This is a genomic window from Variovorax defluvii, assembly GCF_039541515.1.
GTDB lineage: Bacteria > Pseudomonadota > Gammaproteobacteria > Burkholderiales > Burkholderiaceae_C > Variovorax > Variovorax defluvii.
On sequence record NZ_BAABGJ010000081.1, the window covers coordinates 316,014 to 330,167 of the forward strand.

At 69.7% G+C, this 14,154-nt stretch carries 12 protein-coding genes; 9 read left to right on the plus strand and 3 right to left on the minus strand.

Features of this window, described 5'->3' with window-relative positions; genetic code table 11:
- Positions 1-13 precede the first annotated feature (13 nt).
- From ABEA07_RS27040 to ABEA07_RS27070, 7 genes are all read left to right on the plus strand, one after another.
- A complete protein-coding gene (locus tag ABEA07_RS27040) occupies positions 14-910 on the plus strand; it encodes a polysaccharide deacetylase family protein (protein WP_345541792.1) in 897 nt (298 codons plus the stop codon).
- Positions 907-2,298, plus strand: a complete 1,392-nt coding sequence (locus ABEA07_RS27045; protein ID WP_345541793.1) for an MmgE/PrpD family protein — start codon at positions 907-909, stop codon at positions 2,296-2,298. Before ABEA07_RS27040 ends, ABEA07_RS27045 begins: the two co-directional genes overlap by 4 nt.
- Before the next feature lie 40 nt (positions 2,299-2,338).
- Positions 2,339-3,382: a TRAP transporter substrate-binding protein gene (locus tag ABEA07_RS27050; RefSeq protein WP_345541794.1), complete on the plus strand. Its 1,044-nt coding sequence runs from the start codon at positions 2,339-2,341 to the stop codon at positions 3,380-3,382.
- Positions 3,383-3,397: 15 nt separating this feature from the next.
- Complete coding sequence (locus ABEA07_RS27055) at positions 3,398-4,048, plus strand: TRAP transporter small permease subunit (RefSeq protein WP_425584183.1); 651 nt, start codon at positions 3,398-3,400, stop codon at positions 4,046-4,048.
- Positions 4,045-5,340 (plus strand): TRAP transporter large permease, encoded by a 1,296-nt coding sequence (locus ABEA07_RS27060; RefSeq protein ID WP_345541796.1) that lies wholly within the window; start codon positions 4,045-4,047, stop codon positions 5,338-5,340. The genes ABEA07_RS27055 and ABEA07_RS27060 overlap by 4 nt, the downstream gene beginning before the upstream one ends.
- A gap of 77 nt (positions 5,341-5,417) precedes the next feature.
- Positions 5,418-6,323: a LysR family transcriptional regulator gene (locus ABEA07_RS27065; RefSeq protein WP_345541798.1), complete on the plus strand. Its 906-nt coding sequence runs from the start codon at positions 5,418-5,420 to the stop codon at positions 6,321-6,323.
- A 149-nt stretch (positions 6,324-6,472) separates the two neighbouring features.
- On the plus strand, positions 6,473-7,420 hold the full coding sequence (locus tag ABEA07_RS27070; protein ID WP_345541799.1) for a DMT family transporter: 948 nt from the start codon (positions 6,473-6,475) through the stop codon (positions 7,418-7,420).
- Between the two features lie 166 nt (positions 7,421-7,586).
- Here the strand turns inward: ABEA07_RS27070 and ABEA07_RS27075 are convergent, their stop codons facing one another.
- Together ABEA07_RS27075 and ABEA07_RS27080 are read right to left on the minus strand one after the other, a co-directional pair.
- The gene (locus ABEA07_RS27075; protein WP_345541800.1) at positions 7,587-8,783 is read right to left on the minus strand and encodes a CaiB/BaiF CoA transferase family protein; all 1,197 of its coding nucleotides are present in this window, start codon (positions 8,781-8,783) and stop codon (positions 7,587-7,589) included.
- Positions 8,776-9,711, minus strand: a complete 936-nt coding sequence (locus ABEA07_RS27080; protein ID WP_345541801.1) for a hydroxymethylglutaryl-CoA lyase — start codon at positions 9,709-9,711, stop codon at positions 8,776-8,778. Before ABEA07_RS27080 ends, ABEA07_RS27075 begins: the two co-directional genes overlap by 8 nt.
- A 107-nt stretch (positions 9,712-9,818) precedes the next feature.
- Between ABEA07_RS27080 and ABEA07_RS27085 the strand changes: the two genes are divergently transcribed.
- On the plus strand, positions 9,819-10,559 hold the full coding sequence (locus tag ABEA07_RS27085; protein WP_345541802.1) for an IclR family transcriptional regulator: 741 nt from the start codon (positions 9,819-9,821) through the stop codon (positions 10,557-10,559).
- Positions 10,560-10,735: 176 nt separating this feature from the next.
- Here ABEA07_RS27085 and hisC read toward each other — a convergent pair whose 3' ends face one another.
- Entirely contained in the window at positions 10,736-11,731 is a 996-nt protein-coding gene (gene hisC / locus ABEA07_RS27090; protein WP_345541803.1) for a histidinol-phosphate transaminase, read from the minus strand.
- A gap of 236 nt (positions 11,732-11,967) precedes the next feature.
- Here hisC and ABEA07_RS27095 point away from each other — a divergent pair, with 236 nt between their 5' ends.
- Positions 11,968-14,145 carry a malate synthase G gene (locus ABEA07_RS27095; protein WP_345541804.1) on the plus strand — a complete coding sequence of 726 codons (2,178 nt, stop codon included), beginning with the start codon at positions 11,968-11,970 and terminating at the stop codon, positions 14,143-14,145.
- The last annotated feature ends 9 nt before the right edge of the window (positions 14,146-14,154 follow it).

Below are 14,154 nucleotides of genomic sequence, written 5' to 3' on the forward strand. Positions count from 1 at the left end.
CGAGAACGACACCATGAGCCATCCCCGTGTCCCCTACCGCTTTTCCGACGAACGCCCGCCGCTGCAGAGCGTCGGCGGTGCGCGGATCCTCGTGCACGTCGTGGTGAACGTCGAGCACTGGCCTTTCGACCAGGCCATGCCCCGCACCCTGCTCACGCCGCCGCACGGGCGCGCGAGCGTGCCGGACGTGCCGAATTTCAGCTGGGTCGACTACGGCATGCGCTGCGGCCTGCCGCGCATGCTGCGGGCCCTGCAAGAGCGCGCCCTGCCCGCATCCGCGAGCTGCAACGCCAGCGTGATCGACGCATATCCGCGCGCCGCCGAGGCGATGCTCGCCGCCGGCTGGGAGTTCATCGGCCACGGCGTGCACCAGAAAAGCCTGCAGGACGCCGCACCCGAGGCCGAAGTGATCGGTGCCGCGCTGGACAGGCTGCGCGCATTCACAGGCCAACCGCCCAGGGGGTGGCTGTCGCCCGGCCTGCGCGAGACGGAAAGGACGCCGGAGGTGCTGCGCGAAGCCGGCGTGGAATATGTCTGCGACTGGTGCATGGACGATCTCCCCGACTGGCTGCGCACCTCGTCCGGCCCGCTGCTGGCCGTACCCTACAACCTGGAGCTGAACGACTCGGTCATCTACGCCGTCGAGAAACACTCGTCGCCGGAGATGCTGATGCGGCTCAGCCGCACGCTGGCGCTGTTCGAGCGCGAAGTGCGGGGAACGGGGCTGCCCAGGGTGCTGGCGCTCGGCCTGCATCCGCACATCATGGGCGTGCCGCACCGGTTCGCTGATTTCGAAGCGATGCTGGACCGGCTGATGGCCTCGCCGGAGGTGGCGTTCCTGCAGGGTAGCGGCATCGCGCAGTGGTACGGCGCGCAGGTGCCTGCCCCGACCGACGAGGCCGCGCCATGAACGCCGCCGACCGCCTCGTCGCCCACGTGCAGGACCATGGGTACGACGACCTGCCGGACGACGTCCGCGAGGCCGCGAAGACCTTCATCCTCGACGCGGTGGGCGTCGGCATCGCCGGCTCGCGCCATCCCCGGATGGCGCAAGTGCACGCGGCCCTCGTCGCGCTGGGCGCGGGCGCGGGCAGGGCCGGCCCGGGCACGGCCACGGTTTGGGGGTCCGGCGAGACGGCGCCCTGGGAATCGGCGGTCCTGCTGAACGCCTACCAGGTGTTCAACCAGGAATTCGACTGCATCCACGATCGCGCGGTGATCCACGCGATGGCCTGCCTGCTGCCCGCGTGCATGGGCTATGCGCAGGCGCATGGCGGCGTCTCCGGGCGGCAGTTGATCGCCGCCGTCACCCTGGGGCTCGACGTGGCGATCCACGTCGGGCTGGCGCAGCGCGCGCCGATGGCTTTTTTCCGGCCCGCCATGTGCGGCGCCCTGGGCGCCACGGCGGCAGTCGCCAAGCTGTCTGGGCTGGACGGCACGCGGATGCTGGATGCCCTGGGACTCGCCTACAGCCATCTCTCCGGAACCATGCAGGCGCACGTGGAGGGCTCGGCAGCGGTGGGCATGCAGGTGGGCTTCAACGCGCGCGCCGCCGTCACCGCCTGCGCCCTGGCGGCTTGCGACTTTCCCGGGCCGCACGACTTCCTGCAGGGCCGCTTCGGCTATTTCGCCCTGTTCGACTTCGGCCAGGCCGATTGGGCCGCCGCGGAGGCGGACGTCGGGCGCGTGTTCCAGATCGCCCGCATGAGCCACAAGCCGTATCCGACCGGGCGCGCGACGCACGGCGGGATCGAGGGCGCCTTGCGGCTGGCGCGCGAGCACGGATTCGTCGCTGCGGACGTGGAGCGCGTCACGGTGCATGCTTCGGCGCTCGTCAAGCGCCTGGTGGGGCGGCCGGCGAGGCCGGACATGGACGCCGGCTACGCGCGGCTCTGCATGGCCTATGCGGTGGCGACCGCCCTGCAGACGGGCTCCGTGAGCCTGCAGGACTTCCAACCGGCGGCGCTGCGCGACCCGGCCCGACTCGCCCTCGCAGCGCGCGTCGCCGTCGTGGACAACGGCAACCCCGATCCGAACGCCATCGGCGGGCCGCAGGCGGTGGAGGTCCTGCTCAGGAGCGGGCTGCGCCACACGCTGCGGCTCGAGGAATTGCTCGGGCACCCATCGCGCCCCCTGCCCCCCTCCGAGCAGGACCGGAAGTTCGACCGCTGCTGCGCGTTCGCCGCGCGGCCGCTCTCCGCCGCGCAGGCCCATGGCCTGCGCACACGGCTGCGCCGCTTGGAGGACTGCGAGGACGTCGCCTCGCTGCCGCTCCAGTTCCACGGCGAGACCCCTTGAACCACTTTGCAGGCCCGGCCTGCGCACGAAGGAGACATCCATGAAGACCCGCATCCTCGCCGCCCTGCTGGGCGCCGCGTTCTGCCTGCATGCCGCGGCGCAGGAGCTGCCTCGCACCACCCTGAAGGTGGTGGGCAGCGTCAGCACGCTGCCGCCCTACAAGGACCACGAGCTTCCGTTCTGGACGCGCAAGGTGCCGGAACTCTCGGGCGGCCGCGTGACCGCGGAGATCCGCGGCTTCAACGAGATGGGCATGAAGGGCCCGGAGCTGCTGCGACTCATGTCCAGCGGCGTGGTCGAATTCGGCACGGCGCCGCTGGCGTACTTCGCCGGTGACAACCCGATCAACGAAGCCATCGACCTGGCGGGCCTGGCGCCCGACGTGAAGAAGGCGCGCGAGGTCACCGACCTGTTCTCGCCCGTCTACGAAAAGTTGTACGGCGAGGGCTCGCGGGTGAAGCTCCTCGGCATCTCCACTTATCCCGCGCAAGTATTCTTCTGCAATGCGCCGGTACGCGGCCTCGCCGACATCCGCGGCAAGAAGGTGCGCACCAGCAGCCGCACCCAGGCCGAGTTCGTCGAGGCCCTGGGCGGCTCCAGCGTGACCCTCGCGTTCGCGGAGGTCGTGCCGGCGCTGCAGAACAAGGTGGTGGATTGCGCCATCTCGGGCTCGATGTCCGGCTACTCGGCCAAGTGGTACGAGGTCAGCACGCACCTGTTCACCCTGCCGGTGAACTGGAACCAGCAGATGCATGCGGTGGGCCAGAAGAGCTGGGAGAAGCTGGACCCACAGGTCCGCGCCTTCCTGCAGAAGAACATCACAGTGATGGTCAACGAGATCTGGGCGGCGGCGGAACAGCAGACCCGCGAGGGGATCGACTGCAACACGGGCGCGGCCAGCTGCCCGCATCCGGTGAAGGGGCGGATGGTGCTGGTCACGCCCAGCGAGGCGGACCGCGCCCTGCTGCGCAAGGTGATGACCGAAGCCGTGCTGCCCAAGTGGGCCGCGCGCTGCTCGGCCGACTGCGTGCAGAGCTTCAATGCGACTATCGGGCGCAACCTCGGGCTGGTCGCCGCGAAGTAAGGCACGGCCGTGAACATCCCTACTCCCCTCCTGGAGCCCCTGCCGGCCGAGGCGCGGCACGGCACCTCCTTGCTGGATGCCGCGCTGGCGTGGGCCGGCAGGCTCTCGCGCATCGCTGTGTGGGCGGCGGGCGCGCTGACGCTCGCGAGCGTTCTGCTCATCACCGTCGACGTGCTGCTGCGCAAGATCGCCGGCCGCGGCATCGGCGGCAGCGACGAGCTGGCGGGCTACGTGTTCGCCATCAGCACATCGTGGGCGTTCGCGTTCGCAACGCTGCAACGCGCGCACGTGCGCGTGGACGTCCTGTACCACCGGCTGCCCACCCGGGTGGCCGCCGCCGTCGACTGGCTGTGCCTGGTGGCATTCGCCATCTTCTTCGCCTACCTGGCCCGCTTCGGCTTCGATGTGGTGCGGCAGTCCTTCGCGCAGGACTCTCGCTCCAACAGCGCGCTGGGCATGCACCTGTGGATTCCGCAGCTCCTGTGGTTCCTCGGCATCGCCTGGATGTGCATCGTCACGGGGCTACTGCTTCTGCGCGCGGGCAGTGCCCTCGTGCACGGCGACGTGGCGAGCGTGCAGCGGTGGGCCGGCGTGCGGTCCGCGAAGGAAGAAGCAGTCGAGGAAGCCTCGGCCGGAGAACGGATCGTGCAAGGAGAACGGAAATGATCCCAGTCGCACTCGCATTGCTGCTGGTCCTGGTCGGCCTCAGCATCCCCGTGGGGGTCGCCCTCGGGCTTCTTGGGCTCGGGCTCGACGGCATGTACTCCATGCTGCCCCTGTATGGCGCCATCGGCGAGCTCACGTGGAGTTCCAGCACCGAGTTCCTCCTCGTCGCGGTCCCCCTGTTCGTGCTGCTCGGGGAGGTGCTGCTGCGCGCCGGCTTCGCCGAAGGCATGTACCGCGCCATGGCGCTCTGGCTGTCCTGGCTGCCGGGCGGGCTCATGCACGCGAACATCGGCGCGTGCACGCTGTTCGCCGCCACGTCCGGGTCCAGCGTCGCGACGTCGGCGACGGTCGGCACCGTCTCGATCCCGCAGATCGCCAAGTACCGCTACAACGAGCCTCTCTTCCTGGGGAGCATCGCAGCGGGCGGCACGCTGGGCATCCTGATCCCCCCCTCCATCAACCTCGTGATCTACGGGGTGCTCACCAACACGTCGGTGCCCAAGCTGTACCTGGCCGGCATCCTGCCCGGACTGGTGCTGGCGGCGCTGTTCATGCTGACCATCGCGCTGGCGTGCACGCTGCGCCCCGCTTGGGGCGGGGAGCCGGTGCGCGCGAGCTGGGGCGAGCGCTGGGCGAGCCTGCTCGACCTGGTGCCGCCCATGGGCGTCTTCCTGCTGGTGGTCGGTTCGATCTACGCCGGCGTGGCCACGCCCACCGAGGCCGCCGCGCTGGGGGTCGCTGGCGCCGTAGGCCTGGCATGGCAGCGCGGTCGGCTGCGGCTGGAGATGCTGCGCGAGGCAGTGGAAGGGACGATGAAGGCGACGGCAATGATCATGCTGATCGTGGCGGGATCGACCTTCCTGAACTTCGTGCTGGCCTCCACGGGACTGACGCAGGCGATCACCGACTTCATCCGGGGGCTGGGCCTGCCGCCCGCATGGATGCTGCTGGCCGTGGTCCTGTTCTACCTCGTGCTCGGCTGCTTCATGGAGACGCTGTCGATGATGATCACCACGATCCCGATCGTGGCGCCCGTGATGGTGGCGCTGGGATTTGACCCGATCTGGTTCGGCATCATCGTGATCCTGCTGGTCGAACTCGCGCTGATCACCCCGCCGGTCGGTCTGAACCTGTTCGTGGTGCAGAGCGTGCGCAAGGGCGGGACCATGGGCGCGGTGATCGTCGGCGTCCTGCCCTTTGTGCTCACGATGCTGGCGATGATCGGCGTTCTGGCTGCCTTCCCGCAACTCGCGCTCTGGCTGCCCGCCGTGTTCGCCACGAGCGGCGGCTGACCTTTCCCGAGCCTCCCCGCGGCAGCGAAGCCGCCCCCTGCTGACGCGGCCACCCTCGCTGCGGCCATACTCGCCGGATGGACAGACACCAGGCCATCCAGTGCTTCTGCCGCGTCGTGGAGACCGGCAGCTTCGCCGCCGCATCACGCGACCTGGATTGTTCGCGCGCGCTCGTCACCAAGGCAGTGCAGTCGCTGGAGGCATGGACTTCGAGCCAACTCCTGCAGCGCACGACGCGTTCCATGCAACTGACCGCTGCCGGCGAGCAGTTCTATGCGTACTGCAAGCGGGTCCTGGTCGACACCGAGGACACGCTCAACACCATCCGCGATGCGGGGCGCGCGCCGGCCGGGCGCATGGTGGTTGCGACGCCCGTTTCGCTCACGCTCGGCTGGCTCGGCTCGCACCTGCTGGACTTCGCCGCGGCGCATCCGCAGGTGCAGCTCGAGGTGCGTTTGGACGACCGGCCGGTCGACCTCGTGCGGGACGGTGTCGACGTGGCCCTGCGCGGCAAGGGCAAGCTGGAGGACTCCAGCCTGGTGGCCACGCCCATCGGGGACATCGAGCGTTCCGTGGTCGCCGCCGCGGAGTACTGGCGCCGCCGCGGCAAGGCCCGCCATCCACGGGAGCTCCGCCCGGCCGAATGCCTGCCGTATCTCCTGGGCAGCGACGGGTCGCAGTGGCAGTTCTTCGGGCCAGACGGCGAGCACTTCGTGCACGCCGCGAGCCGGCTGCGCACCGACAACAGCCTGTTCCTGCTGGAGGCGCTGCGACGCGGCGAGGGAGTGGGCCTGGTGCCGCGCGTCCTGCTGGCGCGAGCTCCGGAACTCGAACCAGCGCTCGAGGAATACCGCACCGAGCCGCGCACGCTCTACGCGCTGTACTCAAGCCGTCGTTACCAGCCGGCGCGCGTCACTGCGCTCGTGCGGTTCCTGAAGGCGCGCCTAACCGAATCCGCGACCCTGCCCGTCCGCGCCGCCTGACGCCAGCGGCTGCATCTGTTCCGCGCGCGCATCGCGATGCATCGGCGCCACACTGTTCACGCCGCGTGAATGGTCCTGGCGTGCGCGGCGCTTAGGCAAGGCCGCGGCGCGGACCTACCTTCGAAGGACTGACTCCTTCGAGCCCTCCAATGAAACCTGATCCCATCGACGGCCACCCACCTGGTCGCTCGCCGCACGGCACGCAAAGGTCCTCCGTGCCGCACCCGCTGCCCGGCGCTGGCGTTCGCTGGATGCTGCTGTTGGCCGCCGGGCTCGCCTTGGGCGCCGCGCTGCCCCTGGGCAAGCTTGCCGCCGCCGACGGCGTAGGGCCGGTGGCGTTCGTGCTCTTGTCCGTCGTGGCCTCGGGACTCTTGCTGGCGCTACTCGGATGGTGCCGCCACGGGCTGCCTGCGCGTCCGTGGCGCCTGGCCCTTTTCGGGACGGTGAGCGGGCTGCTGGGCCTGGCCGCGCCCAACACGCTGGCCGCCTGGCTTTCCTCCGAGGCCGGGGCAAGCTTCGCGGCACTCGCCTACACGCTGCCGCCGCTGCTCACGCTAGCCGGCGGCATGGCCGCCGGCCTCGAGCCTCCGCGCTGGTCGCGCGTGGCGTCCGTCGGCCTGGGCTTGGCAGGCGCCCTGTGGCTCGCGTGGGCCCACATGGAGGCAGGCGCCGTGTCGCTCGGGGCGATCCTGGCCCTCATGGGCATCCCCGCCGCGATCGCGGCCGGCAACCTGTATCGGGCGTGCTTCCTGCCTTCCGGCGTACCTGCGGAGTGGCTGGGCGCCGCGATGGCACTTGGTGCGTCCGTACTGCTGCTGCCCGTGTGGTCCTGGAGCCCGCCGTCCATGGCCGGCCTGGATGCGGGCGGCCTGCCCTGGGTCGGCCTGCAGGTGCTTGCTGCCGCAGCCGGCGCCATCGCCTTCTTCGAGCTGCAGCGTCGCGCGAGCGCGGTGGTCATGAGCTTCCTCGGCTACGTCGTCGCACTCGCAGGGGTGGTGTTCGGGGCCCTGCTGCTGGACGAGTCCCTGCCCTGGCAGCTCGCGCCGGCGACCGCTCTGATCGTCGCGGGTTTCTGGCTGGTGCAGCGCAAGCCATGAGCAGGCGCATCGTGCGCAATACCAACTTCGCCAGGTTCTGGTGGCGCTGGATCTCGGTGGAGTACGACATCGGCATGCCGGGCTGGCACGCCTTGATGCGCTCGATGGCACGTGGTGGCAACGGGGGCGGCGCAACGGGCGCGCGGCTCACTGGCGCGGGGCACCCTCAGTCCCCGCCAACGACGTGCCGCTGCCTGAGTGAAGCGATGTCCGCCTCGCTGTAACCGACGTCTTGCAGCAGCTCGCTGCCGTGCTCGCCCAGCAGCGGCGGCTGCTGGCGGATGCCCAGCCGCTCGCCACCCAGGGTGAAGGGCATCAGCGGCACCTTCGATTCGCTTCCATCGTTCATGCGCACCGGCGCCAGGCCGCCCGTGGCGTTGAGGTGCGGATCGTCGAACAGCTCGTGCGGCTTGGCGATGGGCGCGAAGGGCAGCTCGTTCTTCTCGAACACCGCGGCCAGCTCGGCCGCGCTGAAGCCAGCCAGGTGCGAGCGCAGCATCGGCATCATCCAGTCACGCGCCCGCACGCGGTCGTTGTTGGTCGCCAGGCGCGGATCGGCCAGCATCTCCGCCAGGCCGAAGGCCTTGCAGAAGATGGCCCACTGCTTGTCGCTGACCGCGGCCAGGAAGATCTGCTCGCCGTCCTTGACGGTGAAGACGTCGTACACGCCCCAGGCCGAAATGCGGCTGGGCATGGGGTCGGCGGGTTTGCCGGTGGCCGCGAACTGCATCATGTGCTGCGCGACCAGGAAGATGTTGTTCTCGAACAGCGCCGACTGCACCTCGCAGCCCTCGCCGGTCTGCTCGCGCTGGCGCAGCGCGGCCATCGCGCCGATGGCGCCGAACATGCCGCCCATGATGTCGTTGACGCTGGTGCCGGCGCGCAGCGGGTCGCCGACGCGGCCGGTCATGTAGGCCAGCCCGCCCATCATCTGCACCACCTCGTCGAGCGCGGTGCGGTGGTCGTAGGGGCCGGGCAGGAAGCCCTTGTGGCTCACGTAGATGAGGCGCGGGTCGAGCTTCTTCAGGCTCTCGTAGTCCAGGCCCAGCTTCTTCATGGTGCCGGGCTTGAAGTTCTCGCTGACGATGTCGGCGGTGGCGATCAGGCGCAGCGCGGCCTGCACGCCCTCGGGCTTCTTGAGGTCGAGCGCGATGCTCTTCTTGTTGCGGTTGAAGGTGGGGAAGAAACCCGCGCCCGAGCCCAGCAGGCGGCGCGTGGCATCGCCCTCGATGGGCTCGACCTTGATGACCTCGGCGCCGAGGTCGCCCAGGAGCAGCCCGCAGGTGGGGCCCATCACCATGTGGGTGAATTCGACGACGCGGATGCCGGCATACGGCAACGGGGCGGGATGGCGCTCAGGCATGTGTGTTTCCTCGGATGAAGCCCTTGGGCAGGCCGGCCTCGGGCGTCATGCCGTAGACCGGTTCGCCCGGCAGTCCCGCCATCAGCGGGGCGCGGGCGGCAATGAGTTTGTCGATGTCGATGCCGGTGGCCACGCCCATGGCCTCGAACATGAAGACCAGGTCTTCGGTTACCACGTTGCCGGAGGCGCCCGGCGCGTAGGGGCAGCCGCCCAGCCCGCCGAGCGAGGCGTCGAAGGTGCGAACGCCTTCTTCGTACGCCGCCAGGCAGTTGGCCAGGCCGAGGCCGCGCGTGTTGTGCATGTGGGCGGCGCCGGCGCGCTCACCCAGCTCGGCGCGCAGGCGGCGGAACAGGCGGCGGACCTGGGCCGGGTTGGCGTAGCCGACCGTGTCGGACAGGCCCGATTCGTCGGCGCCCGCTTCGACGCACTGCACGGCCAGGCGGATCACTTCGTCCTCCGGAACCTCGCCTTGCAGCGTGCAGCCGAAGGCGGTGGAGATGCCGGCCTCCAGCATCACATGCGGCGCGCGTTCGCGGCGCAGTGCGGCGATGGACCGCACCTCCTCGACCATCTGCTCGCGGGTCTTGCGCACGTTGGCCAGCGAATGGGCGACGCTGGCCGACACGGGCATGGTGAGCTTGTGCACCCCGGCGGCCAGCGCGGCCTCGGCACCCTTGCGGTTGGGCACCAGCGCCATCACCGTGAGCCCGGGCAGCGTGGCGGCGTGGCGCACCACCTCGGCGGCATCGGCCATCTGCGGCAGCAGGCGGGCCGGCACGAAGGAGGCCACCTCGATCTCGCGCAAGCCGGCGGCGTGCAGCGCGTCGATCCAGCGCAGTTTGTCCGCGGTGGGCATGGTGGCATGGACGGATTGCAGGCCGTCGCGGGGGCCGACTTCGCTGATCAGGACATCGGGAGGAGGAGACATGGATTTCGCCGTGCGAACGATCATCTTGACCGTTCTAACTTACAGAACTATATTCTTTTGAACAGAATTACACGCCAGCCCGTACCCCGCTGTCAAGCCGCGACGCCATGCCCCGCAAAGCCCAGACCGAATCGGTCGCCGACCTCCACGCCGCGCCCGGCGGCGCTGCCGCGGTCGACCGTGCCCTCAGCCTGCTGTCGTGCTTCCAGCCCGGCGACGAGGCCTTGAGCCTGGCGCAGTTCGCCGAGCGCACCCAGCTCTACAAGAGCACGGCCCTGCGCCTGCTCGCCTCGCTGGCGCATGCGCAGTTGCTGCGCCGGCTGGAAGACGGCCGCTATGCCCTGGGCCCGGAGATCGCGCGCCTGCATGGCCTCTACGCCGCCGCCTTCTCGCTGGACGCAGTCGTGCCGCCGGTGCTGCGCGAACTGGTCGCGGCCACGGGCGAGAGCGCGGCCTACCACGTGCGCCAGGAACAGGGCGGCACCTGGGCGCGCCTGTGCCTCTACCGTGTGGATTCACCCCACGTGGTGCGCGACCACGTGCGCCCCGGCGACCTGCTGCCCAGGGACCGCGGCGCCGGCGCGCGCATCCTGATCGCCTTCGGGCCGGAGGCCGAACGCCCGCGCGGCGCGAAGGAGCGCCGGCTCTACGACGCCATCCGCGCGCAGGGCTATTGCGCCATGGTCGGCGACCGCTCGGCCGAGCTGGGCGGGATCTCGGCGCCGGTGTTCCATGCCGATGGCCGGCTGGCCGCGGCGCTCACGCTGACCATGCCGGCGCACCGCTATGACGAGCGGCACGTCGAGCCGGTGCTGGCGTGTGCGAAGCAGCTCACGGGACTCGTATAGGCGCGCGCACCGGGATCATTCGGCGGCATCCGTCGTAGGTCAGCCCCAGCGTCTCGAGCAGCGGCTTGTAGGCCCGATAGGGAGGCACCCGAGAAATCCACGTTGATTCGTCGCTCGGCGAAAGTGCGGCGTTCACGCGACGTGCGCGCGCCTTCGCCTCGCGCAGCCCTGCCCGCTCAGCGTGCCGGCGCGTGGTCGCGCAGCGCCGCCAGCACGGCCGCGTTCTGCTCCGGCAGCCCGACGGTGATGCGCAGCCACTGCGGCAGGCCGTAGTTGTCGAGCAGCGCGACCTCGATGCCGGCCGCCAGCAGGCGCGCATGCACGGTGCGGCCCTCGCCGACCTGGACCATCAGGAAGTTGCCCGCCGAGGGGATGGACGCCAGCCGCAGTTCGTGCAGACCGTTCTCGAGCTGCGCGCGGCCGACGTGATTGAGCTGGTAGCTGCGCGCGAGAAAGGCATCGTCGCCCAGCGCCGCGACCGCGGCCGCCTGGGCTGGCGTGCTGACGTTGAAGCGCGGCCGCCTGGCGTTGAGCCGCGCCGCCAGCGCCGGCTGCGCGACGCCGTAGCCGATGCGCATCCCGGCGAGCCCGTAGGCCTTGGAGAAAGTGCGCGCCACGATCAGGTGGGGGAAGCGCCGCACCCACGCGATGCTGTCGTAGCGCTGGGCCGGCGCGAGGTATTCGGTGTAGGCCTCGTCCAGCAGCACGGTCACCCCGGCCGGCAGCGATTCGAGAAAGTCGAGCAGCGCCGCGGCCTCGAGGAAGGTGCCGGTGGGGTTGTTCGGATTGGCGATGAAGACCAGGCGCGTGTCCTCGCCGACCGCCGCCCGCATGGCCGCGAGGTCATGGCCGAAATCGCGCGCGGGCACCACGGTGCTGCGCGCATGCGCATGCGCCGCCGCCTGGCCGTAGACCACGAAGCCGTACCGCGAATACACGACCCCTTCCCCCGGCTGCACGCAGACCTGCGCCGCGAGTTCCAGAATCTCGCTGGAGCCGCAGCCCAGGGTGAGCCAGTCCATCGGCACGTCGAGACGGGCCGAGAGCGCATGTTTGAGCGCGGTACCGTTGCTGTCGGGGTAGTGGCCGGCGCCCTGCAAGGCGGCCGCCGCGGCGCGGCGGGCGGATTCGGGCATGCCGAGCGGGTTCTCGTTGGAAGCCAGAAGGATCATCGGGGCGCCCCTATTGATTCAAGGGATCGAATCTAGGGCGCAGGGGCGGGCCGCTCATCAGGGCCTACCCTTTGCCGGCTTTCCAGCATTTCTAAGACGACCGGGGGTCCCATCTGCGCCGATTACCTTCATTCTGGTCATTGATAAAACGCTCTTTTGGGATCTTACAGACCAAGGGAGTATCGAATACAGTCCTCGGCTGTATTCGTCCGTCTTGAGTTCAAGGAGCAGAAAACATGACCGCCCGCACGACCGTCCACGGCCTCCAGGTCGCCACCGACCTTCATCGCTTCATCGAAGAACAGGTGCTGCCGGCCACCGGCGTCGCCAGCGACACTTTCTGGAAGGGCTTCGACGCGATCGTCGCCGACCTGGCACCGAAGAACGTCGCGCTGCTCGCCGAGCGCGACCGCCTGCAGGCCGAGCTGGACCGCTGGCACCAGGCCCATCCGGGCCCGATCACCGACATGCCGGCTTATCGCGCCTTCCTCGAAAAGATCGGCTACCTGCTGCCCCAGCCCAAGGGCGTGAAAGCCACCACCGCGAACGTCGATGCCGAGCTGGCGCTGCAGGCCGGCCCGCAACTGGTGGTGCCGATCCTCAATGCCCGCTACGCGCTGAACGCAGCCAACGCGCGCTGGGGCTCGCTCTACGACGCGCTCTACGGCACCGACGCCATCCCCGAGACCGGCGGTGCCGAGAAGGGCCCCGGCTACAACCCGGTGCGCGGCGCCAAGGTCATCGCGTTCGCGCGCGAGGTGCTGGACCAGTCCGCGCCGCTGGCCAACGGGTCGCACAAGAACGCGACCGGCTACGCGGTGAAGGACGGCCAGTTGATGGTCGCCCTGCAGAGCAGCAGCACACCGCTGGCCGATCCTTCGCAGTTCATCGGCTACCAGGGGGATGCCTCGGCGCCGAGCGCGGTGCTGCTCAAGCACAACGGCATCCACCTCGACATCCGCATCGACCGCAGCACGCCCATCGGCAAGGGCGACCCGGCCGGCATCAGCGACGTGGTGCTGGAAGCGGCCCTGTCCACCATCCTCGACCTCGAGGACTCGGTGGCGGTGGTCGATGCACAGGACAAGGTGCTCGCGTATTCGAACTGGCTGGGCATCCTGCAGGGCACGCTGACCGAGGAAGTGGCCAAGGGCGGCAAGACCTTCACCCGCGGCCTGAACCCCGACCGCGAATACACCGGCGCCGACGGCCAGCCCGTCAAGCTGCATGGCCGCTCCCTGATGTTCGTGCGCAACGTGGGCCACCTGATGACCAACCCGGCCATCCTCTACGGCGACGGCAAGGAAATCCCCGAGGGGATCATGGACGCGGTGATCACCACCACCATCGCGACCATCGACCTGAAGCGCAAGGGCAACTCGCGCACCGGCAGCGTCTACATCGTCAAGCCCAAGATGCACGGCCCGGCCGAAGTGGCCTTCGCCAGCGAGCTGTTCGGCCGCGTCGAGCAGATGCTGGGCCTGCCCGCCGACACGGTGAAGCTGGGCATCATGGACGAGGAGCGCCGCACCAGCGTCAACCTGCAGGCCTGCATCGCCGAGGCGGCAGGGCGCGTGGCCTTCATCAACACCGGCTTCCTGGACCGCACCGGCGACGAGATGCACACCGCCATGCGCGCCGGCCCGATGCTGCGCAAGGGCGACATGAAGACCACGCCCTGGATCACGGCCTACGAGAAGAACAACGTGATGGTGGGCCTGTCCTGCGGCCTGCGCGGCAAGGCGCAGATCGGCAAGGGCATGTGGGCCATGCCCGACCTGATGGCCGCGATGCTGGAGCAGAAGATCGGCCACCCCAAGGCCGGCGCCAACACGGCCTGGGTGCCCTCGCCCACCGCGGCCACGCTGCATGCGCTGCACTACCACCGCGTGAACGTGGCCGAGGTGCAGAAGGAGCTGGAGAAGATCGATGCGGATGCCGAGCGCGACAACATCCTGAACGACCTGCTGAAGGTGCCGGTGGCGCCTGAAGCGAAGTGGAGCGCCGCCGAGCGGCAGCAGGAGCTGGACAACAACGTGCAGGGCATCCTCGGCTACGTGGTGCGCTGGATCGACCAGGGCGTGGGCTGCTCCAAGGTGCCCGACATCCACAACGTCGGCCTCATGGAAGACCGCGCGACGCTGCGCATCTCCAGCCAGCACATCGCCAACTGGCTGCTGCACGGCGTGGTGACGAAGGAAGAGGTGGACGCCACCTTCCAGCGCATGGCGGCCGTGGTGGACCAGCAGAACGCGGGCGATCCGCTGTACAGGAACATGGCCGGCAACTTCGCGAGCTCCGCTGCGTACAAGGCTGCGCAGGACCTCGTGTTCAAGGGCGTGGAGCAGCCCAGCGGCTACACCGAGCCCCTGCTGCACGCGTGGCGCCTGAAGGTGAAGGCCGGCCAGGCCTGATCCGAGGTT

Bases quoted from the DNA above. Each gene is read 5' to 3' on its own strand.
- ABEA07_RS27040 (WP_345541792.1), top strand. From the start codon at position 14: ATGAGCCATCCCCGTGTCCCCTACCGCTTTTCCGACGAACGCCCGCCG.
- ABEA07_RS27045 (WP_345541793.1), top strand. From the start codon at position 907: ATGAACGCCGCCGACCGCCTCGTCGCCCACGTGCAGGACCATGGGTAC.
- ABEA07_RS27050 (WP_345541794.1), top strand. From the start codon at position 2,339: ATGAAGACCCGCATCCTCGCCGCCCTGCTGGGCGCCGCGTTCTGCCTG.
- ABEA07_RS27060 (WP_345541796.1), top strand. From the start codon at position 4,045: ATGATCCCAGTCGCACTCGCATTGCTGCTGGTCCTGGTCGGCCTCAGC.
- ABEA07_RS27065 (WP_345541798.1), top strand. From the start codon at position 5,418: ATGGACAGACACCAGGCCATCCAGTGCTTCTGCCGCGTCGTGGAGACC.
- ABEA07_RS27070 (WP_345541799.1), top strand. From the start codon at position 6,473: ATGAAACCTGATCCCATCGACGGCCACCCACCTGGTCGCTCGCCGCAC.
- ABEA07_RS27075 (WP_345541800.1), bottom strand. From the start codon at position 8,783: ATGCCTGAGCGCCATCCCGCCCCGTTGCCGTATGCCGGCATCCGCGTC.
- ABEA07_RS27080 (WP_345541801.1), bottom strand. From the start codon at position 9,711: ATGTCTCCTCCTCCCGATGTCCTGATCAGCGAAGTCGGCCCCCGCGAC.
- ABEA07_RS27085 (WP_345541802.1), top strand. From the start codon at position 9,819: ATGCCCCGCAAAGCCCAGACCGAATCGGTCGCCGACCTCCACGCCGCG.
- hisC (WP_345541803.1), bottom strand. From the start codon at position 11,731: ATGATCCTTCTGGCTTCCAACGAGAACCCGCTCGGCATGCCCGAATCC.
- ABEA07_RS27095 (WP_345541804.1), top strand. From the start codon at position 11,968: ATGACCGCCCGCACGACCGTCCACGGCCTCCAGGTCGCCACCGACCTT.